19 protein-coding genes are annotated in these 21058 nt (G+C 74.8%); 14 read left to right on the plus strand and 5 right to left on the minus strand.

All coding sequences use genetic code 11. The annotated features are described in order from the left end of the window. Positions 1 to 104 precede the first annotated feature (104 nt). The 3 genes from LGQ04_RS16200 to LGQ04_RS16210 are packed head-to-tail and all read left to right on the plus strand — an operon-like array spanning position 105 to position 1789. Positions 105 to 1040 carry a hypothetical protein gene (locus tag LGQ04_RS16200; protein ID WP_229245006.1) on the plus strand — a complete coding sequence of 312 codons (936 nt, stop codon included), beginning with the start codon at positions 105 to 107 and terminating at the stop codon, positions 1038 to 1040. Positions 1041 to 1093: 53 nt separating this feature from the next. After that, positions 1094 to 1456 carry a DUF2277 domain-containing protein gene (locus LGQ04_RS16205; protein WP_229245007.1) on the plus strand — a complete coding sequence of 121 codons (363 nt, stop codon included), beginning with the start codon at positions 1094 to 1096 and terminating at the stop codon, positions 1454 to 1456. A 9-nt stretch (positions 1457 to 1465) separates the two neighbouring features. After that, positions 1466 to 1789: a hypothetical protein gene (locus LGQ04_RS16210; protein ID WP_308016427.1), complete on the plus strand. Its 324-nt coding sequence runs from the start codon at positions 1466 to 1468 to the stop codon at positions 1787 to 1789. 37 nt (positions 1790 to 1826) lie between these two features. Here the strand turns inward: LGQ04_RS16210 and LGQ04_RS16215 are convergent, their stop codons facing one another. Beyond that, a complete protein-coding gene (locus LGQ04_RS16215; protein WP_229245008.1) occupies positions 1827 to 2039 on the minus strand; it encodes a hypothetical protein in 213 nt (70 codons plus the stop codon). A gap of 197 nt (positions 2040 to 2236) precedes the next feature. On the opposite strand from LGQ04_RS16215, the gene glgX reads away from it, so the two are divergent. The 5 genes from glgX to LGQ04_RS16240 all read left to right on the plus strand — a co-directional run bounded on the left by glgX (position 2237) and on the right by LGQ04_RS16240 (position 10416). Next, positions 2237 to 4480, plus strand: a complete 2244-nt coding sequence (gene glgX / locus LGQ04_RS16220; RefSeq protein WP_229245009.1) for a glycogen debranching protein GlgX — start codon at positions 2237 to 2239, stop codon at positions 4478 to 4480. Beyond that, entirely contained in the window at positions 4477 to 7041 is a 2565-nt protein-coding gene (treY, locus tag LGQ04_RS16225) for a malto-oligosyltrehalose synthase (RefSeq protein WP_229245010.1), read from the plus strand. The genes glgX and treY overlap by 4 nt, the downstream gene beginning before the upstream one ends. Beyond that, complete coding sequence (gene treZ, locus LGQ04_RS16230; protein ID WP_229245011.1) at positions 7038 to 8906, plus strand: malto-oligosyltrehalose trehalohydrolase; 1869 nt, start codon at positions 7038 to 7040, stop codon at positions 8904 to 8906. The genes treY and treZ overlap by 4 nt, the downstream gene beginning before the upstream one ends. A 14-nt stretch (positions 8907 to 8920) precedes the next feature. Beyond that, the gene (locus tag LGQ04_RS16235) at positions 8921 to 9832 is read left to right on the plus strand and encodes a PPK2 family polyphosphate kinase (RefSeq protein ID WP_229245012.1); all 912 of its coding nucleotides are present in this window, start codon (positions 8921 to 8923) and stop codon (positions 9830 to 9832) included. A 416-nt stretch (positions 9833 to 10248) separates the two neighbouring features. Beyond that, entirely contained in the window at positions 10249 to 10416 is a 168-nt protein-coding gene (locus LGQ04_RS16240) for a hypothetical protein (protein WP_229245013.1), read from the plus strand. Here LGQ04_RS16240 and zapE read toward each other — a convergent pair. Further along, a complete protein-coding gene (gene zapE / locus LGQ04_RS16245) occupies positions 10413 to 11501 on the minus strand; it encodes a cell division protein ZapE (protein ID WP_372470116.1) in 1089 nt (362 codons plus the stop codon). The genes LGQ04_RS16240 and zapE overlap by 4 nt on opposite strands. Before the next feature lie 37 nt (positions 11502 to 11538). On the opposite strand from zapE, the gene LGQ04_RS16250 reads away from it, so the two are divergent. After that, positions 11539 to 12384 (plus strand): dihydrofolate reductase family protein, encoded by an 846-nt coding sequence (locus tag LGQ04_RS16250; RefSeq protein ID WP_229245014.1) that lies wholly within the window; start codon positions 11539 to 11541, stop codon positions 12382 to 12384. A gap of 5 nt (positions 12385 to 12389) precedes the next feature. Beyond that, on the plus strand, positions 12390 to 12887 hold the full coding sequence (locus LGQ04_RS16255; protein ID WP_229245015.1) for a hypothetical protein: 498 nt from the start codon (positions 12390 to 12392) through the stop codon (positions 12885 to 12887). 49 nt (positions 12888 to 12936) lie between these two features. Here the strand turns inward: LGQ04_RS16255 and cuyB are convergent, their stop codons facing one another. From cuyB to gnd, 3 genes are read right to left on the minus strand one after another with little or no spacing between them, the layout of a single operon-like run. After that, entirely contained in the window at positions 12937 to 13665 is a 729-nt protein-coding gene (cuyB, locus tag LGQ04_RS16260; protein WP_229245016.1) for a cysteate racemase, read from the minus strand. After that, complete coding sequence (locus LGQ04_RS16265; protein WP_229245017.1) at positions 13658 to 14920, minus strand: carboxylate--amine ligase; 1263 nt, start codon at positions 14918 to 14920, stop codon at positions 13658 to 13660. Before LGQ04_RS16265 ends, cuyB begins: the two co-directional genes overlap by 8 nt. Further along, positions 14917 to 16362 (minus strand): NADP-dependent phosphogluconate dehydrogenase, encoded by a 1446-nt coding sequence (gene gnd, locus LGQ04_RS16270; protein WP_229245018.1) that lies wholly within the window; start codon positions 16360 to 16362, stop codon positions 14917 to 14919. The genes LGQ04_RS16265 and gnd overlap by 4 nt, the downstream gene beginning before the upstream one ends. Positions 16363 to 16628: 266 nt before the next feature. Between gnd and LGQ04_RS16275 the strand changes: the two genes are divergently transcribed. The 4 genes from LGQ04_RS16275 (at position 16629) to LGQ04_RS16290 (ending at position 21057) form a co-directional block, all read left to right on the plus strand. Continuing rightward, positions 16629 to 17222, plus strand: coding sequence for a DUF3000 domain-containing protein (locus LGQ04_RS16275; protein ID WP_372470117.1), 594 nt, complete (start codon positions 16629 to 16631; stop codon positions 17220 to 17222). Continuing rightward, positions 17219 to 18493, plus strand: coding sequence for a ribonuclease D (locus tag LGQ04_RS16280; RefSeq protein ID WP_229245019.1), 1275 nt, complete (start codon positions 17219 to 17221; stop codon positions 18491 to 18493). The genes LGQ04_RS16275 and LGQ04_RS16280 overlap by 4 nt, the downstream gene beginning before the upstream one ends. A 10-nt stretch (positions 18494 to 18503) precedes the next feature. Then, positions 18504 to 19550, plus strand: coding sequence for a lipid II:glycine glycyltransferase FemX (locus tag LGQ04_RS16285; RefSeq protein WP_229245020.1), 1047 nt, complete (start codon positions 18504 to 18506; stop codon positions 19548 to 19550). A 196-nt stretch (positions 19551 to 19746) separates the two neighbouring features. Beyond that, on the plus strand, positions 19747 to 21057 hold the full coding sequence (locus LGQ04_RS16290; RefSeq protein ID WP_229245021.1) for a thiolase family protein: 1311 nt from the start codon (positions 19747 to 19749) through the stop codon (positions 21055 to 21057). Position 21058 lies beyond the last annotated feature (1 nt).

Consider the following 21058-nt stretch of genomic DNA (forward strand, 5'->3'; position numbering starts at 1 on the left):
GGTTCGATCCCTGTATCGCCCACCCCACGAAGGCCGCCCCGGACACCGTCGGGGGCGGCCTTCGCTCGTCCGGCACCTGCGGCGCGTCCTCTAGGCTCGCCCGCATGACGACGCCCGCGCCTCGTGACGACGTGCTCCCCCTCGGCCCCGCGCCCCGCCCCGCCACCGGTCCGGAGCTCGCCGCCCGCGTGCGCGGTGCGGTCGTCGACGCGGTGCTCGACGCCGACGCCGGGGCGACCGGTCTGGACCGCGTCACCGTGGACGCGGCGCTCGAGGGCGCGGACGTCGTCGCCCTCGACGTCGCGCTCACCGGCCTTGCCGTGCACGTGGCCCGCGGCGAGACCGACGACCGCCCCGCACCCGACGCCACGGCACCGGGCGCACCGGCACCGGGCACGCGGACGGAGGACGCCTGGACGGCCAGCGACGGCGACCGGCACGAGCCGGGCACCGTGCGTCGGCTCCAGGTCGACGCCCACCCGCTCCTCGTGGAGGACGTGCCCGTCGACCTCACGGCGCACGCGGAAGGGCTGCGGTTCACGTGGGTGGAGACGGACGACGGCCGGCTCGGCGTGCTGCCCGTGGAGCCGGACGCGGCGCACCCCGTGACCGGGGACGTGCGCGTCGCGGTGCCGCAGGACGCGGTGGTGGAGGCCGCCCGCCGCCTCGTCGGGGCCGAGCTGGCGGCGGTGGGGGCCACGCTCGTCTCCCTCGACGTCACGATCACCTCCCGCGGCCCGCGCGCGGTGGCGGTGCAGGCGTTCGCCCGGGTGCGCAAGGGGCTCCTGTCGGCGAGCGTCCACGCGTCCCTCGTGGCCGACGTCGACCACCGGATGGTGCTCACGGTCCGCGAGGTCGGGCTGACGAGCCGCAACCCCGTGATCGCGGCCCTGCTCGTCGTCGCGCGCCGGCACGTCGACGCGCTGCGCGGCCGCACGGTGGACCTCGCGGCCGAGCTCCCGCCCGGGGTCCGGCTCGGGGACGTGCACCTCGACGTCGGCGGCACGGGCACCGTGACGCTCACGGCCCGGTTCGTCTGACGCCGGGCCGCGCGCCCTTGTGACCCTCGCCACGGCGACGTAGCGTCGCAGGCATGTGCCGGAACATCACGACCCTGCGCGGACTCGTCCCCCCGGCGACGGACGAGGAGGTGGAGGCCGCGGCCCGCCAGTTCGTCCGGAAGGTGACCGGGATCCAGCGCACGAGCGCCGCCACCGAGGAGCCGTTCGAGCGTGCCGTCACCGAGATCCACGCGATCGTGGCGCGTCTGCTCGACGAGCTGCCCGAGCGCCGTCAGCCCCCGCCCACGGTGCCGCCGCTGCGTCGCGAGGAGGTGCGTGCCCGGATCGCCGCGCGCGAGGCCGCCGAGCGCGAGCACGAGCGGGCGCACGCGCTGGGCCTCGCGCACACGCACGACGACGCCGAGGAGCACCCCGCGCACGTGGCCGGCGTCTAGGCTCGGTCCGTGGAACCCGGACCCGCACCCGAGCACACGGCCCCGTCGCACGACCACCGCCCCGAGCCCGTCAGCGCCTCGATGCGGCGCGCCAAGGCGGGGGCGCGGGCCGCGCACGTGACGACCGGCCAGGTGCGGGAGGACGGGGCCGGCCGCGTGACGATCGAGTGCTCGTGCGGGATGGTCCTCACCAACGGCCCGGACTGGACCGTGGACGAGCACATCCGCCTGCACCGCGCGGAGGCCCGCTACCTGGCGCTGAGCCTCGTGGCCCCCGCCGGGATGCCGCGCCTCCTGCCCGTCGACGCGCAGCGCCTCCCCCGGCTGGACTGACCGCGCCGGGCTGGACCGACCGCGCCGGGCGGGCGCCTCAGAGCTCGTCCGGGTCGTCCCAGGACGTGCCGGAGGACGCCCCCTCGATCGGCCGGCGCTCCACCTCCGACAGCGAGTGGGGCGCCTTCGTGGCGTCACCTCCCGTCAGGACGTCGCCGCGCCCCTCCTCGTCCTCACGGGGCGGGGAGAGACGGGCCGAGGCGATGTCGGACTGGTTGAGATCGTCCTTGCGAGGCGCACCGGTGCTCATGGCACGGGTCTACCAGGTCGGCAGGTCCGCCGCACGCCCACGAGGGCGTCCGGGCGCGGGGTGACGGGCGCTCGCGAGCGACCCTGGAGCGTCGTGCGCTTGGCACACTTTTTCGCTCGGCATCGGTGTGATCCGTGTCTCACCGAGGGGGTGGTGTCCCCAGCGCGACCCGACCGCGCCCATGACATCCTCGGGGGATGCAGACCTGGCCTGGTCACCCCTACCCCCTCGGGGCCACGTACGACGGCACGGGGACCAACTTCGCCCTCTTCTCCGAGGTCGCCGAGCGCGTCGAGCTCTGCCTCCTGCGCGACGACGGCACCGAGCGACGCGTCGAGCTCGAGGAGGTCGACGCGCACGTCTGGCACGTCTACCTGCCCGGCAAGGGACCCGGGACGCGCTACGGCTACCGCGTGCACGGACCGTACGACCCGGCGAACGGGCACCGCTGCAACCCGTCGAAGCTTCTGCTCGACCCGTACGCCAAGGCGATCGAGGGACAGGTCGACGGCGACGAGTCCCTGTTCTCCTACCGCTTCGCCGACGGACCGGCGGACGCGCAGACGGACGACGACGCCGACGGGACGTCCGGCCCCGCGCCCGCTCCCCCGCTCAACGACGACGACTCCGCCGCGCACACGATGGTCTCCGTCGTCGTGAACCCGTACTTCGACTGGGGGCACGACCGCCCGCCGAACCGGGACTACCACGACAGCGTCATCTACGAGGCGCACGTCAAGGGCATGACGATGCTCCACCCCGCCGTTCCGGAGGAGCTGCGCGGCACGTACGCCGGCATGGCGCACCCCGCGGTGATCGAGCACCTCGTCACCCTCGGCGTGACGGCCGTCGAGCTCATGCCCGTGCACCAGTTCGTCAACGACCCGACCCTCGTCGACCAGGGCCTGTCGAACTACTGGGGCTACAACACGATCGGGTTCTTCGCGCCGCACAACGGGTACGCGGCGTACGGCACCCGCGGCCAGCAGGTCATGGAGTTCAAGTCCATGGTCAAGGCGCTGCACGAGGCCGGGATCGAGGTCATCCTCGACGTCGTGTACAACCACACGGCGGAGGGCAACCACCTCGGCCCGACGCTGAGCTTCCGCGGCATCGACAACAAGGCGTACTACCGGCTCGTCGACGGCGACGAGGCGCACTACTTCGACACGACCGGCACGGGCAACTCGCTGCTCATGCGCTCGCCGCACGTGCTGCAGCTCATCATGGACTCGCTGCGGTACTGGGTGACGGAGATGCACGTCGACGGGTTCCGGTTCGACCTCGCCGCGACGCTCGCACGCCAGTTCCACGAGGTCGACCGGCTCTCCGCGTTCTTCGACATCGTCCAGCAGGACCCGGTGATCTCCCAGGTCAAGCTCATCGCCGAGCCGTGGGACCTCGGCTCGGGCGGCTACCAGGTGGGCGGCTTCCCGCCGCTGTGGACCGAGTGGAACGGGGCGTACCGCGACACCGTGCGCGACTTCTGGCGCGGCGAGCCGTCCACGCTGCCCGAGTTCGCGAGCCGGCTCACCGGGTCCTCCGACCTGTACGAGCACAGCGGCCGCAAGCCCATCGCGTCGATCAACTTCGTCACCGCGCACGACGGCTTCACGCTCAACGACCTCGTCTCCTACAACGACAAGCACAACGAGGCGAACGGCGAGGACAACAACGACGGCGAGAACCACAACCGGTCGTGGAACTGCGGCGTGGAGGGGCCCACGGACGACGAGGACGTCCTCGCGCTGCGCGCCCGCCAGCGCCGCAACCTGCTCACCACCCTCCTGCTGTCCCAGGGCGTGCCGATGCTCGCGCACGGCGACGAGATCGCGCGCACGCAGCACGGCAACAACAACGGGTACTGCCAGGACAACGAGCTCACGTGGATGGACTGGCGGGGCGTCGTCGACGAGGCGCACGCCGCCGAGCCGCCCGAGCACGACGAGGACGCCACGGACCCCGAGACGGAGGAACGGCGCGCGCTGCTGGACTTCGCGCGGCGGGTCGTGTGGCTGCGCCGCGACCACCCGGTGCTGCACCGCCGCCGGTTCTTCGTCGGCCGGGGACCGGAGGACGACGCGACGGACCCCGCCGAGCTGCCCGACATCGAGTGGCTCGACATCACGGGCTCGCGGATGGACCAGGCCGACTGGGACGCCGCCTACGCGCGCTCGGTGATGGTGTTCCTCAACGGCGACGCCATCCCCGAGACCGACCGCCGCGGCGAGCCCATCGTCGACGACTCCTTCCTGCTGCTCCTCAACGCGCACCACGACGTCCTCGAGTTCACGGTCCCCGCGGCGCAGTACGGCGAGAGCTGGTCCGTCGTCCTCGACACCGACGGGACCACCCAGACCGGGGACGAGCTCCGGCCGGGCGACGTGGTGCCGGTCACCGGCCGCAGCACGATCGTCCTGACCCGGCCACCGCTGCGATGACGGCGACGACGGGCCGGACCCCGGTCTCCACGTACCGGCTCCAGCTGGGCCCCGACCTCACGTTCGACGACGCCGCGCGCCAGGTGCCCTACCTCGCCGCGCTGGGCGTCACGCACCTGTACCTGTCCCCGGTGCTGCAGGCCGCACCCGGCTCCACCCACGGGTACGACGTCGTCGACCACGACCGCGTGAGCGACGTCCTCGGCGGGCGCGCGGGCCTGGAGCGTCTCGCGGCGACGGCCCGTGCGGCGGGCCTGGGCGTCGTGCTCGACGTGGTGCCCAACCACATGGCGGTGCCGACCCCGGCGTGGCACAACCGGGCCCTGTGGTCCGTGCTCGCCCACGGCCCGCAGTCCCCGTACGCGCCCTGGTTCGACGTCGACTGGTCGGCGGGCGACGGCGCCGTGCTCATGCCCGTGCTCGGGGTGCGGCTCGGCGACGCGCTCGCCTCGGGCGACCTCGTCCTCGACGAGGTCGTCGTCCCCGACACCGCGGCGGACGCGGGGAGCGGCGGGACCCCCACGACGGTCCTGCGCTACTTCGAGCACGTCTTCCCCGTCCGCGCGGGCACCGAGGACCTGCCGCTCGCCGAGCTCGTCGAGCGGCAGCACTACCGCCTCGCGTTCTGGCGGGTCGGCGACGAGGAGCTGAACTACCGACGCTTCTTCGACGTGGGGTCGCTCGTCGCCGTGCGGGTCGAGGACGAGGCCGTGTTCGACGCGACGCACGCCCTGCTGCTCGACCTCGTCGCGACGGGCGTCGTCGACGGCCTGCGCATCGACCACCCCGACGGGCTCGCCGACCCCGGGCAGTACCTCGACCGGCTCGCGGACCGCACGGGCGGCGCGTGGGTCGTCGTCGAGAAGATCCTCGCCGGGGACGAGCAGGTCCCGCCCGACTGGGCCACCGTCGGCACCACGGGGTACGACGTCGCGTGGCGTCTCCAGCAGCTCTTCGTCGACCCGGGCGGCCGCGCGGGTCTCGACGCGGTGATGACGCGGCTCACGGGCGGCCGGGCGGGCGGGCTGGAGGAGGTCGTCGAGCAGGCCAAGCGCGAGGTCGTCGCGGGCCCGCTCTACGCCGAGGTCCACCGCCTCACCGACCTCGCGGCGGCCGTCTGCCACGACGACCCGCGGCTGCGCGACCACACGTGGCGGGCCCTGCACCAGTGCGTGCGCGAGCTGCTCGTCGCCTTCGACCGCTACCGGGCCTACGTCGTGCCCGGGGTGACGCCCCGCCACGAGGCCGTGCGCGCGGTCGAGGACGCGGCCGCCCGCGCCCGCACGCACCTCGACCCGGAGCGCGCGGCGACGCTGGAGGTCGTCGTCGACCTGGTGCTCGGTCGCGAGGTGGGCAGCGCGGGCCGTCGCCGCGAGCCGCGCCGGGACGAGCTCGTCGTCCGGTTCCAGCAGGTGTGCGGCGCGGTCACCGCGAAGGGCGTGGAGGACACGGCGTTCTACCGCTGGACGGAGCTCGCGGGCCTGTGCGAGGTCGGGGGCGAGCCGGACCGGTTCAGCCTGGGGGTGCACGACTGGCACGCGTTCGCGCAGCGCTTCGCGGCGCTCACGCCGCTGGGCCTCACGGCGGGCTCGACCCACGACACCAAGCGGGGCGAGGACACGCGTGCGGCGCTCGGCGTGCTCTCCGAGGACGCGACCGGCTGGGGCCGGCTGGTGGACGAGGTGCGTACCGCGAGCGCCCCGTACCGGGGCGCGCTCGTGGACGGGCTCGCCGAGACGCTCCTGTGGCAGACGGTCGCGGGGACGTGGCTGCCCGACGCGGGGACCGACGGCGGGGATCCGGCAGGTGCGGACGCGGGATCGGGGGCGATCGGTCCCGACCGGCTCGTGGAGTACCTGCGCAAGGCGCTGCGGGAGGCGAAGGTCCGCACGTCGTGGACGGGGGTCGACGAGGCGTACGAGCGCGCGGTGGAGGACCTGGCGCGCCGGGCGCTGGACGACCCGGCGGTGCTGGGCGCGTTCGCCCGGTGGGCGCACGAGCACCGGGACGACCTGCGCGCGGCGAGCCTGGGGATCAAGCTCGTGCAGCTCACGGCGCCGGGCGTCGCGGACGTGTACCAGGGCAGCGAGGGGTACTCCCCCACGCTCGTGGACCCGGACAACCGCCGCCCCGTGGACGCCGCGGACCTGGCGGCGCGGCTCGCGCGGCTGGACGACGGCGCGGCGGCACGCACCCTGGGCGACGAGAAGCTGCTCGTCACGTCGCGCGCGCTGCGTGCACGCCGCGACGAGCCGGAGGCGTTCGTCGGCGCCGGCGCCGGGTACGCGCCGGTCGCGTCCTCGACGCCCTGCGCGCTGGCGTTCGCCCGCACGCGCGACGGCGTCCCGCGGGTCGTGACGGTCGCGACCCGGCTGCACGGGACGGTGCGCCGCCTCGGCGGGTGGCGCGACCACGTCGTCGCGCTGCCTCCCGCGGAGGGCGGGTGGCGCGACGAGCTCACGGGCCGGCTGCACCCGGCGGGTCCGGTGCCCGTCGCGGACCTGCTGGCCGAGCTGCCCGTGGCCCTGCTGCGCGCGGCGGCGAGCGGGGGGACGTCGTGACGCCCGCCCCGCCGCCCCGCGGCACGCCGTTGCTCCCCGTGCCGGGTCCTCGCCCGCTCGTGTGGGCGCCGACCGCGCGCCAGGTGGACCTCGTGCTGCCCGAGCCGGGATCGGGGTCGTTCGACGGCGCGCGTCGTGAGCCCCTGCGCCTCGTCGGGGCGCACGTGCCCGGCTGGTGGGGGCACGACCACGAGCTCGCGTGGGACACCGACTACGGGTTCGCCGTCGACGGCGGGCCGGGGCGGCCGGACCCGCGCAGCCCCCGCCAGCCGTACGGGGTGCACGGCCCGAGCCGGTCGTTCGACCCGGGGTTCGCGTGGACCGACGACGCGTGGGCGGGCCGCGACGTGCGGGGCGAGGTCGTGTACGAGCTGCACGTCGGGACGTTCACCCCGCAGGGCACGCTCGACGCCGCGATCGACCGGCTGGACCACCTCGTCGAGCTGGGCGTCGGCGCGGTCGAGCTCATGCCGGTCGCGGCGTTCGGCGGCCGCTGGGGGTGGGGGTACGACGGCGTGCACCTGTACGCCGTGCACGAGCCGTACGGCGGGCCGCGCGCGCTGCAGCGCTTCGTCGACGCGGCGCACGCGCGCGGTCTCGCGGTGGTCCTCGACGTCGTCTACAACCACCTCGGCCCGTCGGGGAACTACCTGCCCGGGTTCGGTCCGTACTTCACCGACGCGCACCACACACCCTGGGGGGCGGCGGTCAACCTCGACCGCTCGGGCAGCCGCGAGGTGCGCGAGTGGGTGCTCGACAACGCGGAGCGCTGGTTCGTCGAGTTCCACGTCGACGCGCTGCGGCTGGACGCCGTGCACGCCCTCGTCGACGACTCGCCGACCCACCTGCTCGCCGAGCTCGCCCGGCGCACGGCGCGGGTCGAGCAGGACCTCGGGCGCCCGCTGACCCTCGTCGCGGAGTCGGACGAGAACGACCCGGCGACCGTCACCGGGGTCGAGCAGGGCGGGCGCGGCATGGACGCGCAGTGGGCGGACGACGTCCACCACGCCCTGCACGCGCTGCTCACGGGAGAGCGGCACGGCTACTACGTGGACTTCGGGTCCGTCGCGGTGCTGCGCAAGGCGCTCACGGGCGCCTTCGTCCACGACGGCACGTACTCGACGTTCCGCGGCCGCACGTGGGGCAGGCCCGTCCCGCCCGGCACGGACGGCCACGCGTTCGTCGTGTGCGCCCAGAACCACGACCAGGTCGGCAACCGCGCCCAGGGCGACCGGCCGTCGTCGGTCCTCGACGCGGGCGGTCTCGCGGTCGCGGCGGCGCTCGTCCTCGTCTCCCCCTTCACCCCGATGCTGTTCATGGGCGAGGAGTGGGGGGCGTCGACCCCGTGGCAGTTCTTCACCGACCACGACGACCCGGAGCTGGCGCGCGCGATCCGTGAGGGCCGCGCGGCGGAGTTCTCGGGGCACGGGTGGGACGGCGAGGGCGCACCCGTGCCGGACCCGCAGGACCCGGCGACGCGGGACGCGAGCGTCCTCGACTGGACGGAGCGGACCGAGGGCGAGCACGCCCGGCTGCTCGACTGGTACGGCACGCTCGTGGCCCTGCGGGCGCGCGACGACGTGCGCTCCGGCGACCTCGCGCGGGTGCGCGTGCACGGGCCGGACGGCGCCGAGGACGACGCGGCCGCGGAGGAGGAGCACCGCGGCCCGGGCGACGGCCCGGCGTTCGTGGTCGACCGGCGCACGGTCGCCGTCGCGGTGAACCTCGGGACGCGCGAGCGGGCGCTGCACCTGGCGCTCGGCGGCGCGCCGCGCCTCCTCGCCGCGTGGGACCCCGCCACCCGGGTCGAGGGCCGGGTGGTGCACGTGCCCGCGCGTGCGGTCGCCGTCGTGTCCTGGGTGTGAGTACGCTCGCGCGCATGGCAGCGGCGAAGAAGACGGCGAAGAAGACGAAGAAGTCCCACGGCACCCCCGGCACCGGCGTCCACGACCTGTGGGAGGCGCCGGCCACCGAGGTGCTGCGCGCGCCGCGGGGGTTCGACGTCGCGGCGTTCGACCGCCGGTCGACGCCCGGCTTCACGGGGGACAAGGCGGCCGGGGCGGCGCTCGTCGCGCACCACGCCGACGAGCTCTCCGAGCTCCAGGAGCGCCTGTTCGCCGAGGGGCGCAGCGGCGGCTCCCGCTCCGTGCTCCTCGTGCTCCAGGGGATGGACACCGCCGGCAAGGGCGGGATCGTGCGCCACGTCGTCGGGCTCGTCGACCCGCAGGGCGTCGCGCACCGGTCGTTCGGCGTCCCGACGCCCGAGGAGCGCCGCCACCACTTCCTCTGGCGGATCCGGCGCGCGCTGCCCACCCCCGGCCACATCGGGGTGTTCGACCGCTCGCACTACGAGGACGTGCTCGTCGCGCGCGTCGACGCGCTCGCGACCCCCGAGGTGGTCGAGAAGCGCTACACCGAGATCAACCGGTTCGAGGAGAAGCTCGTCGAGTCGGGCACGGTCGTCGTCAAGGTCGCGCTCCTCGTGTCCTACGAGGAGCAGCGCGCACGCCTCATGGAACGGCTCGAGCGCCCGGACAAGTTCTGGAAGTACAACCCGAGCGACGTCGACTCGCGCGCGAAGTGGCCCGCGTACCAGGACGCCTACCAGGCGATGCTCGACCGGACGAACACCGAGGTCGCGCCCTGGCACGTCGTCCCCGCCGACCGCAAGTGGTTCGCGCGCCTCGCCGTGAGCGAGCTCCTCCTCGACGCCCTGCGCCGCTTCGACCTCGGCTGGCCGCCCGCGGACTTCGACGTCGAGGTCGAGAAGCAGCGCCTCGCCGCGACGTGACACCGCCCCGAACTGCTGGGCGTGCCGAGGTGCCGACGGCGCGGCGACGCATTGCGCGAGCGCTTCTCTGGGGCGGGCGGATCGTCCTGGCGCTCGCCGTCGTCCTCGTCACCGTCACCCGAGCGACTTTCGACACCTGGTCGAACGGCCCACTCGACGAGGCCGGCTTCGCGACGCACTGGCTGCCGTCGACGACGATGATCGTGCTGTTCGTCTGTGGTCTGACGGCACCGCTCACCCTCCTACCGGTCGGCTCCGCAGCTCTCGTCACGACCGGTCCCGGTCGGATCCACGTGCCGACGGTACTGGGGCGGCGGAGCGTCGAGGCGAGGTCGGCGCGTGGTCGCCTGGTGGTCGTGCCGGGGTCCGGCATCGGCCTGGACGTTCTGGTGCTCGTGGACGCGACAGGGCGTCGGGTGGCGATCGCGACCTCCGGGCTCTGGGACGACGACGCCTCGCCCCTCCCCGACCTGCCGGTCCGACGAACATCCGGCTTCCTCGGATGGCTCGTCGTGGGAGTCGCCGTCGTCAGCGCCTTCGCCGTCCTGTCGATCGGCGGCAGCCTGGCGCGCGTCCTCGTCTAGCGGACGAGCGCGCGACCGTCCTCGGCGAGCGCGCCGAGCCGCGACAGGGCGCGGTAGTACTTCTTGCGGTACCCGCCGCGCAGCATCTCGTCGGTGAACAGGCCGTGCTCCCCCGCCCCGCCGAGGAGCACGGGCACGTCGCGGTCGTAGAGCCGGTCGACGAGCACGACGAGCCGCAGCGCCGCCGACTGCTCCGTCACGGGACGCACGCCGGTGAACGCGACGGCCTCCACGCCGTCGAGCATCGCGCGGTACCGGCTCGGGTGGACCTGGGCGAGATGGGCGAGGACGTCGTCGAACGCGTCGAGGGTGGCACCGGGGACCGTCGCCGCCGCCGCGCGCACGGCGTCGTCGGCGAGCGGCGCGGAGTCCGTGACGACGGCGCGGTGGCGGTAGTCCTCGCCGTCGACGCGCAGCACCTCGAAGCGCGCGGCGAGCGCCTGGATCTCGCGCAGGAAGTCCTCGGCGGCGAAGCGGCCCTCGCCGAGCGCCTCGGGGAGCGTGTTCGACGTCGCGGCGAGCGCCACGCCCCGGTCGGCGAGCTCGCGCAGCAGCCGGGACATGAGGACGGTGTCGCCCGGGTCGTCGAGCTCGAACTCGTCGATGCACACGAGCTTGCGCGTGGCGAGGGCGTCGACCGTGCGCGCGAACCCGAGGGCGCCGACGAGGTTGGTGTACTCGACGAACGTCCCGTACGCGCTCGCGTCGAGCCCCACGGCGTGCGCGAGGGACGTGAGCAGGTGCGTCTTGCCGACACCGAACCCGCCGTCCATGTACACGGCGGGCGCGGTGGTCCGGCGCGCGAACAGGCCCTTGCGCGGGGGCTTCACGACGGCGGCAGCAACCTCCTCGAGCCGGGCGACGGTCGTGGCCTGGCTGGGGTAGCGCGGGTTCGCGCGGTAGGTCGAGAAGCGGGCGTCCGTGAAGTGGCGCGGCGGGACGAGGTCGGCGAGCAGCCGCTCCGGCGAGACGTCCGGCCGCACGCCGGCGAGCGCACGGACCACGGTCGTCCTGTCCGGTTCGGGAGTCGGGGTCGGGGTGCCGGACGAGGCGGCCGTCCCGCCGGCGGCTGGCGCTGAGGTCACGAGGATCCAGCCTACGCCTGCGGCTAGCGTGGCCCCTGTGACCTCTGCCACCGCCGGGCCCGGGCTCGCGGGTCGTGCCGACCTGCCGCCGCTCGACGTCCTCCTGCCCTCCCCCGCACGGCTCGACCCCGACCCGCGCGAGGACGCCCTCGCCGCGCTCTACGCCTACCCGCCGCGGTCCCGTGGCCCGGTGGCGGTCCGCGCGAACATGGTCACGAGCCTCGACGGCGCCGCGTGGGGGCCGGACGAGCGCTCGGGGTCGATCAACGACGACGCCGACTGGCGCGTCTTCCGCGTGCTGCGTGCCCTCGCGGACGTGGTGCTCGTCGGCGCAGGCACCGCACGGGCCGAGGGGTACACCGCCCTCGACCGGCCGCGCGGCCTGGGCCACCTCCACGACGCGCCGCTCGAGCTCGCCCTCGTCACGCGCACGGGGAACGTCCCCGCGACCCTGGCCCCCGGGGACCGGCCGCCCCTCGTCCTCACGGGGCCCGACGGCGCGCGGGCGGCCCGCGCCGTCGTGCCGGCCGACCGCGTGCTCGTCGTCGGGGCGGGCGGCACGGACGGCACGGACCGCGTCGACCTGACCGCCGGTCTCGGGGCGCTCGCCGGGCTCGGCCTGACGCGCGTCCTGGCGGAGGGCGGCCCGTCGCTCCTCACGGACCTCCTGGGCGCGGACCTCCTCGACGAGCTCTGCGTGACGACCACGCCGTCGGTCGTCGGCCCGGGACCGGGCCGGATCGTCGCGGGCGACGCGACCGCGGGCCCGGCCGTGGCCCTGCCGCGCACGGCACGGCTCGGCCACCTTCTGCACTGCCCGGACGACCGGCCCGGCTCACCGGCCGGCACGACCCTCGCGCGCTGGCTCCTGCCGATAGGCTGACGCGCGTGACCGACACGATCCTGGTCCTCACCGAGGACACGCTCAACCCGGCCGACGTCCAGCACATCCTCGCGCTGCACAGCACCGAGGAGGGTGCCGAGACGCTCCGCTACCGGCTCCTCGTCCCGGCCGACACCGAGCGCAACCTGGTCTCCGCCATCGTCGACCACCTCAGCGTGGGCGAGCTCAAGGAGGCGTGGGACGAGGTCCTGGGCCGCGAGCCCTCCCGCGCGCAGGCGACGGCCACCGCCGCCGAGCAGCTCGAGCGCAGCACCGCCGAGCTCCGCGCGGCGGGTCGCGAGGCCGACGGCGCCGTCACCGACGACGACCCCCTGCCCGCGCTGCGCAAGGCCGTCGCGGCGGGCGACGTGCGGGAGATCGTCGTCGTGACGTACCCGCACGCGGTCGAGGACACGTTCCACACCGACTGGGCCTCGCGCGCCCGGGACGAGCTGCACGTGCCCGTGCTGCACCTCTACTCGGGGACCAGCGAGCTCGGCTGAGCCCCGCGCCGTCGGGCCGGCCCGGGGTGAGGGTCGGCCAGGACGCGGCTCAGTCGCGGACGCGGTGGCCCGCGCGACGGATCGTCGCGCGGGCGAGCTGGTCCATCGAGTCGAGGTAGACGGGGTCGGCGAGCAGGTCGTGGTCGACGGCGACGACCGACAGCTCCGTGCACCCGAGGACGACGACCGACGCGCCCCGTGCGACGAGGCGGCCCGCCACGGCCCGGAACGTCGCGATGTCGACCGGGCGGCCCGCCTTCACCTGCTCGTAGATGATCTGCGAGACGAGCGCCTGGTCGGCCTCGTCCGGGACGATCGCCTCCACCCCGCGCGCCGCGAAGGCGTCCTGGTACACGCCCGACGACGCGGTGCCGGCCGTCGCGAGGATCCCCACGGTCGTCAGCCCGGGCACCCGCTCCCGCGCGGCCTGGACCGTCGTGTCGATGATCGACACGAACGGCACGCTCACGGCGTCGAGCACCTGCTGGGTGAAGTAGTGCGCGGTGTTGCACGGCATGACGAGGAACGACACCCCGAAGGCCTCGAGCCGCTGCGCGTCGCGCGCGAGCACCGGGCCGGGGTCCTGCGTCGAGCGGCCGAGCACGAACGCGGTGCGGTCCGGGATCGTCGCGTGGTTGAGCACCACCATGTCGAGGTGGTCCTGGTCCCGCTCCGCGTCGGTGAGCGCGACGACGAGCTGGAGGAAGTACGCCGTCGCGAGCGGGCCGACACCGCCGATGACGCCGACGGGTGCCCGCTCGGCACCCGCGTCAGGCACGGTCGTCCCCCGTCGCGCGCGACGCCGCGGCCCGCACGGCCGACACCGGGTAGTACTGCGCGAACTTGCGCACCTGGCGCAGCTCGGACAGCCGGACCCACAGGTCGCGCCGCCAGGCCCGGTCCCCGCGGTACTTCAGCGGGTGCCCGACGCGCTTGACCTTGCGCAGCCGCGCCGCCACCGCCGTGTCCCCCGCCGCGCGCACGTACCGGCGCAGGAGGAACCCGGGGACGATCCGGTAGAGGACCGGCACCCGCCGCGGGTCGGGCACGCGCCCGCCCTGCAGGTGCTCGCCGACCCAGAACATGGCCGGGTTGATGCCGCTCGCGGTGAGGTAGAAGTTCGACCGCCCCGTCCGCGGGTTGAGCTCGAAGAAGTGGCCCCGCCCGTCGCGCGGGTCGACCTTGACGTCGAAGTTCGCGAACCCGGTCCACCCGAGGTGCTCCACGAGCCGGCGCGCGTCCGCCTCGATCTGCGGGAGCGGACCGGTGAGGATCGCGGCGGGGTTGCCGAGCGTCCCGGGCGTGTGCTCCTCGATCAGCACGTGCCCGCCGTGCGCCATGCGCACCCGGCCGTCCGAGTCGGAGAACGTCGTCATGATCCGCATCTGCGAGTCGTCGCCCGGCACGAACTCCTGGACGACGAACGCCTTGCGGTACCCCGCCTCGCCCGCCGTGTGCAGCAGCCACTCGAGCTCGGCGCGGTCGGCGAGCTCGTGGACCTTGCGCTTCCCGGCGAACTGGGTGTGGTGCCAGGCGACGTTGTCCCCCGGCTTCGCGATGATCGGGAACCGCAGGTCGAGGTCCCCGACCTCGTCGCCGCCGTGCCGCACGACCGTGCGCGGGTGCGGCACGCCGAGCTCGTGGCACAGCTCGGAGAACCGCTGCTTGTCCATGACGCGGTCCAGCAGGTCCGTCGTCGTGTACGGCACGACCGCCACGTCCTCGAGCTGCGCGCGGTGCTCCGCGAGCGCCCGGACGTACCAGTCGGTGCACGTGACGACCATCGCGGGGGCCTTCGCCCGTCCCGCGATCTCCCGGACGGTGCGCACCATGACCTCGGGGTCGTCGAGCTGCGGCTCGATGACGTTCGTGAGGATGGTCGAGTAGCGCATGTTGCGCGTCGAGACGATCGTCACGACCGTGCTGCGCACCCCGTAGGCCTCGTGGAACGCGCGGGCCAGGCTGTACGCGCCGGCGTCGCCCCCCAGGATGATCGGGTGGACGACCGCCGGCCGTGCGACGCGACGACTCACGCGTCGCCGTCGCGCGTCTCGTTCCGGTCGCCGGACCACTCGGTGTGGAACACGCCCGGGCCGTCGACGCGGCGGTACGTGTGGGCGCCGAAGAAGTCGCGCTGCGCCTGGATGAGCGCGGCGGGGAGACGTTCGGCCCGCACGCCGTCGTAGTAGGCGAGCGAGGAGGAGAACGCCGGGGTCGGGACCCCGTTGAGCGCGGCCTGCGCGACAACGCGGCGCCACGCGGACAGGCCGTTGCCCACCGCGCCCGTGAAGTACTCGTCGGCGAGGAGCAGCGGGAGCTGCGCGTCGCGCTCGTACGCCTCCGTGATGCGGTTGAGGAAGCGCGCGCGGATGATGCAGCCGCCGCGCCAGATGCGGGCCATGGCACCGCGGTCGATGTCCCAGCCGTACTCGGCCGAGGCGGCGGCGATCTGGTCGAAGCCCTGCGAGTACGCGACGACCTTCGACGCGTAGAGCGCGAGGCGCACGTCCTCGACGAACGCGTCGCGGTCGGTGACGTCCCACGCCTGGGCGTCGGCGGGCAGGGCCGCACGGCCCGCCTCGCGCTGCGGGACGGAGCCGGACAGGGCGCGCGCGAACGTCGCCTCGGCGATGCCGGTGATCGGCACGCCCAGGTCGAGGCCGTTCTGCACGGTCCAGCGGCCGGTGCCCTTCTGCTCCGCCTGGTCGAGCACGACGTCGACGAACGCCGACCCGGTCGCGGCGTCCACGTGCTGGAGCACGTCGGCGGTGATCTCGATGAGGAACGACTCCAGGTCGCCCGTGTTCCACTCCTCGAAGGTCTTCCCGATCTCCGCGGCGGACGCGCCGAGCCCCTGCTTGAGCAGGTCGTACGCCTCGGCAATGAGCTGCATGTCGGCGTACTCGATGCCGTTGTGGACCATCTTCACGAAGTGGCCGGCGCCGTCGGGGCCGACGTACGTGCAGCAGGGGACGCCGTCGACCTTCGCCGAGATGTCCTCGAGGATCGGGCCGAGGCTCGCGTACGACTCGCGCGTGCCGCCGGGCATGATCGACGGGCCGTTGAGCGCGCCCTCCTCGCCGCCGGACACGCCGGTGCCGACGAAGTGCAGGCCCCGGGCGGCGAGCGCCTTCTCGCGGCGGATCGTGTCGGGGAAGTGCGCGTTGCCCGCGTCGACGACGATGTCGCCCTCCTCGAGCAGGGGCAGGAGCTCGTCGATCACGGCGTCGGTCGCGGCGCCGGCCTTGACCATGACGACGACCTTGCGGGGACGCTCGAGCGAGGCGACGAAGTCCGCCATGGACTCCGACGGCACGAAGTCGCCCTCGTGGCCCGCCTCGGCGATCAGGGACTGCGTCTTGGCGTACGAGCGGTTGTGCACCGCGACCGTGTAGCCGTGGCGGGCGAAGTTGCGGGCCAGGTTGCGGCCCATGACCGCGAGTCCGGTCACGCCGATCTGTGCTCGTGCTGCCATCTGCTTCCCTGCTCCTCGGAGATCGGTACCGGGCACGGCCGCGTCCCGGGCCCGCGGGGCGGGCGGGGCACGACGGGCACGCTGGTGCCGCCGGTACGGGGCGGATACCGGACCAGCCTAGTCCCTGGTCGTCGGCCCGCCCGGACGTGGCCACCATCCGGGCGCGGGCAGCGGTGGTGACGATCCGCCGCCGTCGGCGGTCACGATTCGGTGACGCACCCGCGCGCCCTGGCTCCGCGGGGCGCGGCGGCTCGTAGTGTCGACGGGTGATCACCGCACACGGGACCGACGTGCCCGCGGAGTTCCGCACCGCGCTGGAGTCGGCGTCCGCCCGGCGCGTGCGCCCCGAGGTGTCCCTGCAGGAGGTGCCCGCACCGCGTCGCATCGCCCCGTACTCGTTCGCGCTGACGGGCGAGGTCGCCGGGGCGCGGACCGACGACGGCGAGCTCGCCTCGGGCCGCTTCGTCGTGCTGCACGACCCCGACGGCCAGGAGGCCTGGCACGGGAGGTTCCGGGTCGTCACGCTCGTGCGCGCGACGCTCGAGCCGGAGCTCGCCGCCGAGGACATGCTCGCCGAGGTGGCGTGGACGTGGTTGGCGGACGCGATGCGCGACACGGGCGCCCGGGCGCACGCCGAGGGCGGCACCGTGACACGCGTGCTCTCGCAGAGCTTCGGCGCGATCGCGGGCCGCGCGGACGACGTCGAGCTGGAGATCCGGGCGTCGTGGACCCCCGCCTCCGCCGACCTCGGGCCGCACCTCGGCGCGTGGGCGCAGCTGTTGTGCACGGCCGCCGGCCTGCCCCCGCTCCCCGACGGCGTGGCAGCGCTGCCCCTGCGACGCAATACCGTGGAGCCATGAGCTCGGCCGCAGCACCCTCCACCACCCCCGACCCGACCGGCGACGCGCCGGGGTCGGACGCGCCCGTCGTCGTCCCTCTCACGGAGCCCGCCGACGGCGTCGGACCTGTGGTCGACACCCCCGAGGCGTTCGCGCGGGTCGTCGACGCGTTCGCCGCGGGCCGCGGCCCGGTGGCCGCGGACGCCGAGCGCGCCTCGGGGTACCGGTACGGCCAGCGCACCTACCTCGTGCAGGTGCGGCGCGAGGGCGCGGGGACAGCGCTGGTCGACCCGGTGGCGGTCCCCGACCTGGCGCCCCTGCGCGAGGCGGTCGGCGACGCGGAGTGGGTGCTCCACGCGGCGTCGCAGGACCTGCCGGGTCTCGCCGAGCACGGGGTCGTCCCGGCGCGGGTGTTCGACACCGAGCTGGCGGCCCGGCTCCTCGGGCTCGAGCGGGTGGGGCTGGGCGCGGTCGTCGCGGAGGTCCTCGGCCTGGGCCTGGCGAAGGAGCACTCGGCGGTGGACTGGTCGACGCGACCGCTGCCCGTGGAGTGGCTGCGGTACGCCGCCCTCGACGTCGAGGTGCTCGTCCCGTTGCGCGACGCGCTGGCCGCCCGGCTCGACGAGGCGGGGAAGTCGGCCTGGGCCGAGCAGGAGTTCGAGGCGGTGCGCACCGCTCCCCCGCCGCCGCCGCGCGTCGACCCGTGGCGCCGCACGTCGGGCTCGCACACGGTCCGCGACGCCCGACGCCTCGCCGTGGTGCGCGGGCTGTGGCAGGCGCGCGACGAGAACGCGCGCCGTCGCGACGTCGCCCCGGGGCGGGTGCTGCCGGACCGCGCGATCGTCGCCGCGGCCGAGGCGCTGCCGCGCTCCGTCGCCCAGCTCGTCACGCTGCCGGCGTTCGCCGGGAAGGGGACCCGGCGCCGCGCCGCGTACTGGCAGCGCGCGATCGACGAGGCGCTGGCGCTCCCCGCCTCCGCGCTCCCCTCGCTGCGGGGGCCGCGCACGGACGCCCCGCCGCCGCCGCGCGCGTGGGGCGACCGCGACCCGGGCGCCGCGGCGCGCCTCCAGGCGGCGCGCGCCGTCGTCGCCGACGCCGCCGAGCGATGGCACGTCCCCGTGGAGAACCTCCTCCAGCCGGACGCGCTGCGCCGCGTGTGCTGGACGCCGCCCGAGCCGGCCGACGCCGCGGGGGTCGCCGCGTTCCTGCGCGGGCGCGGGGCGCGCGAGTGGCAGGTCGAGCTGCTCGCGCCGGCGCTGGCGGACGCGTTCGCGGGCGTCGGCGGCCGGTAGGGTCGGGGCCGTGCACGACACGAACCTGACGATCCGGACAGTCTCCGACCGCGCGGCGTGGGACGCCGAGGTGAACGCGCTGGGCGGCCACCCGCTGCAGCTGTGGGGCTGGGGCGAGGTGAAGGGCGCGGGCGCGTGGCGTCCGCACCGGCTGCGGGCCACGGACGCCCACGGCGAGGTCGTCGGCCTCGCGCAGGTGCTCGAGCGCCGTCTGCCGGCGCAGTTCAAGGCGTTGTCGTACGTGCCGCGCGGGCCGGTCGTGCGCGGTGACGGCGACGGCACCGCCGACGAGGCGACGCGTTCCGCGGTGACGCGGTCGGTGGTCGCCTGGTGCCGCGAGACCGTGGGCGGGGTGGGCGTGACGCTCGAGCCCGACTGGGACGCGGGCACGCCGTTCGACCTGCCGGGCGCGCAGCCCGCGGTGAACCCGGTCCTGTACCCCACGACGCTGATCCTCGACCTGCGCCGGAGCGACGACGAGCTGATGTCGGCGATGGCGAAGAAGACCCGGCAGTACATCCGCAAGTCCCAGCGCGAGGACCTGGAGTTCCGCGCGGTGGCGTCCGCGGCGGAGCTCGACGCGTGCCTGGCGATCTACCGCCTCACGGCGGAGCGCGCGGGGTTCGGGCTGCACGGCGACGACTACTACCGGCTGGTGGCCGCCGAGCTGGGCGACCACTCGCCGGTGTTCGCGGCGTTCGCGCGCTCGACGCCGGACGGCCCGCACGACCGCCCGGTCGCGTTCGTGTGGTTCGCCGCCTCGGCGCGCACGTCGTTCGAGCTGTACGGAGGGATGGACGACGAGGGGCAGCGTCTGCGGGCGAACTACGGCCTGAAGTGGCACGCGATCACGGCGATGCGTGAGCGCGGGGTGGTGCGGTACGACGTGAACGGCCTGCTCAACGACGGGATCTCGACGTTCAAGCGCGGTTTCGCGAGCCACGAGGACGAGCTCGTCGGCAGCGTCGACGTGCCGTTCTCGATGTGGTACTCGGCGTGGAACAAGGGCCTGCCGACGGCGAAGAAGGTCGTGCGGCGCCTGCGCGGAGGGCACTGACGGTCCCCCTGCCGACCCGTCGGAGACCCGGTATCGCCCACGGCGATACCGGGTCTCTTCATGGCGTAGCATCGCTCTCGTGCTTTCCCGATACTCGCGGTAGCGTGTATCACCTGAGCGGTGCCGCTCCGGACACCGCCGTCCCGACCATCTGAACCGGCCCACCGGCCGGTGCACCCGACCGGATGGAGATGCCATGACCGTGGCCGACACCTCCCCAGGAGCCGCCGAGGGCGCGCCCTCGCCCCGCAGCCAGGCCGCGCGACACCGCGCGGTGCGCGACGTCGTGTTCGTCGAGGGCGTGCGCAGCCCGTTCGGCAAGGCCCGACCCGACGGGATCTACGCCGAGACCCGCGCGGACGACCTCGCCGTCAAGACGGTCCGCGAGCTCCTGCGGCGTCGCCCGGAGCTGCCCGCCGAGCGCATCGACGAGCTCGCGCTCGCCGCGACCACCCAGACCGGCGACCAGGGCCTGACCCTGGGCCGCAGCGTCGCCGTCCTCGCGGGCCTGCCGAAGTCCGTGCCGGGCTTCGCGATCGACCGCATGTGCGCCGGGGCGATGACGGCGGTCACGACGACCGCCGCGAACGTCGCGGTGGGCGCGCAGGACGTCGTCGTCGCGGGCGGGATCGAGCACATGGGCCACCACCCGATGGGCGAGGGCTCGGACCCGAACCCGCGCTTCGTCGCCGAGCGGCTCGTCGACTCCTCCGCGCTCGTCATGGGCGCGACGGCGGAGAACCTGCACGACCGCTACCCGCACCTGACGAAGGAGCGCGCGGACGCGTACGCCGTGGCGAGCCAGGCGAAGTACGCCAAGGCCCTGGCGAACGGCGACATCACGCCCGACCTCGTGCCGGTCGCGACCCGGTCGAGCGAGCTCGGCTGGGGCCTGGCGACCGCGGACGAGCTCCCGCGTCCCGGGACGACCGTCGACGCGATCCGCGACCTCAAGACCCCGTTCCGCCCGGGCGGCAAGGTCACGGCGGGCAACGCCTCGCCGCTCACCGACGGGGCGACGGCGTGCCTGCTCGCCGCCGGTGACGTCGTCGCCGAGCTCGGGCTGCCCGCGCGCATGCGCCTGGTGGCGTACGCGTACGCGGGCGTCGACCCCGAGGTCATGGGGATCGGTCCCGTCCCGGCGACGGAGCGCGCGCTCGCGTCCGCCGGCCTCACCATCGACGACATCGGCCTGTTCGAGATCAATGAGGCGTTCGCCGTCCAGGTGCTCGCGTTCACCGACCACTTCGGCATCGCGGACGACGACGAGCGCGTCAACCTCTACGGCGGCGCCATCGCCATGGGCCACCCGCTCGCGTCGTCGGGCGTGCGCCTCATGACGCAGCTCGCGCGCCAGTTCGAGCAGCACCCCGAGGTCCGCTACGGCCTGACGACGATGTGCGTCGGGCTCGGCATGGGCGGCACGGTGATCTGGGAGAACCCGCACCACGCCGACTACTCCGGCCACACGTCCGTCACCGCCGCCGAGCACGAGGGAGACCGCTGAC

This window comes from Cellulosimicrobium marinum, from assembly GCF_020551945.1.
Classification (GTDB): Bacteria; Actinomycetota; Actinomycetes; order Actinomycetales; family Cellulomonadaceae; genus Cellulosimicrobium; species Cellulosimicrobium marinum.

What these genes read in the sequence shown, in the direction of transcription:
- LGQ04_RS16290 (WP_229245021.1), top strand. Translation starts at nt 19,747, where the DNA reads ATGACCGTGGCCGACACCTCCCCAGGAGCCGCCGAGGGCGCGCCCTCG.
- gnd (WP_229245018.1), bottom strand. Translation starts at nt 16,362, where the DNA reads ATGGCAGCACGAGCACAGATCGGCGTGACCGGACTCGCGGTCATGGGC.
- glgX (WP_229245009.1), top strand. Translation starts at nt 2,237, where the DNA reads ATGCAGACCTGGCCTGGTCACCCCTACCCCCTCGGGGCCACGTACGAC.
- LGQ04_RS16235 (WP_229245012.1), top strand. Translation starts at nt 8,921, where the DNA reads ATGGCAGCGGCGAAGAAGACGGCGAAGAAGACGAAGAAGTCCCACGGC.
- LGQ04_RS16215 (WP_229245008.1), bottom strand. Translation starts at nt 2,039, where the DNA reads ATGAGCACCGGTGCGCCTCGCAAGGACGATCTCAACCAGTCCGACATC.
- LGQ04_RS16205 (WP_229245007.1), top strand. Translation starts at nt 1,094, where the DNA reads ATGTGCCGGAACATCACGACCCTGCGCGGACTCGTCCCCCCGGCGACG.
- LGQ04_RS16200 (WP_229245006.1), top strand. Translation starts at nt 105, where the DNA reads ATGACGACGCCCGCGCCTCGTGACGACGTGCTCCCCCTCGGCCCCGCG.
- treY (WP_229245010.1), top strand. Translation starts at nt 4,477, where the DNA reads ATGACGGCGACGACGGGCCGGACCCCGGTCTCCACGTACCGGCTCCAG.
- LGQ04_RS16280 (WP_229245019.1), top strand. Translation starts at nt 17,219, where the DNA reads ATGAGCTCGGCCGCAGCACCCTCCACCACCCCCGACCCGACCGGCGAC.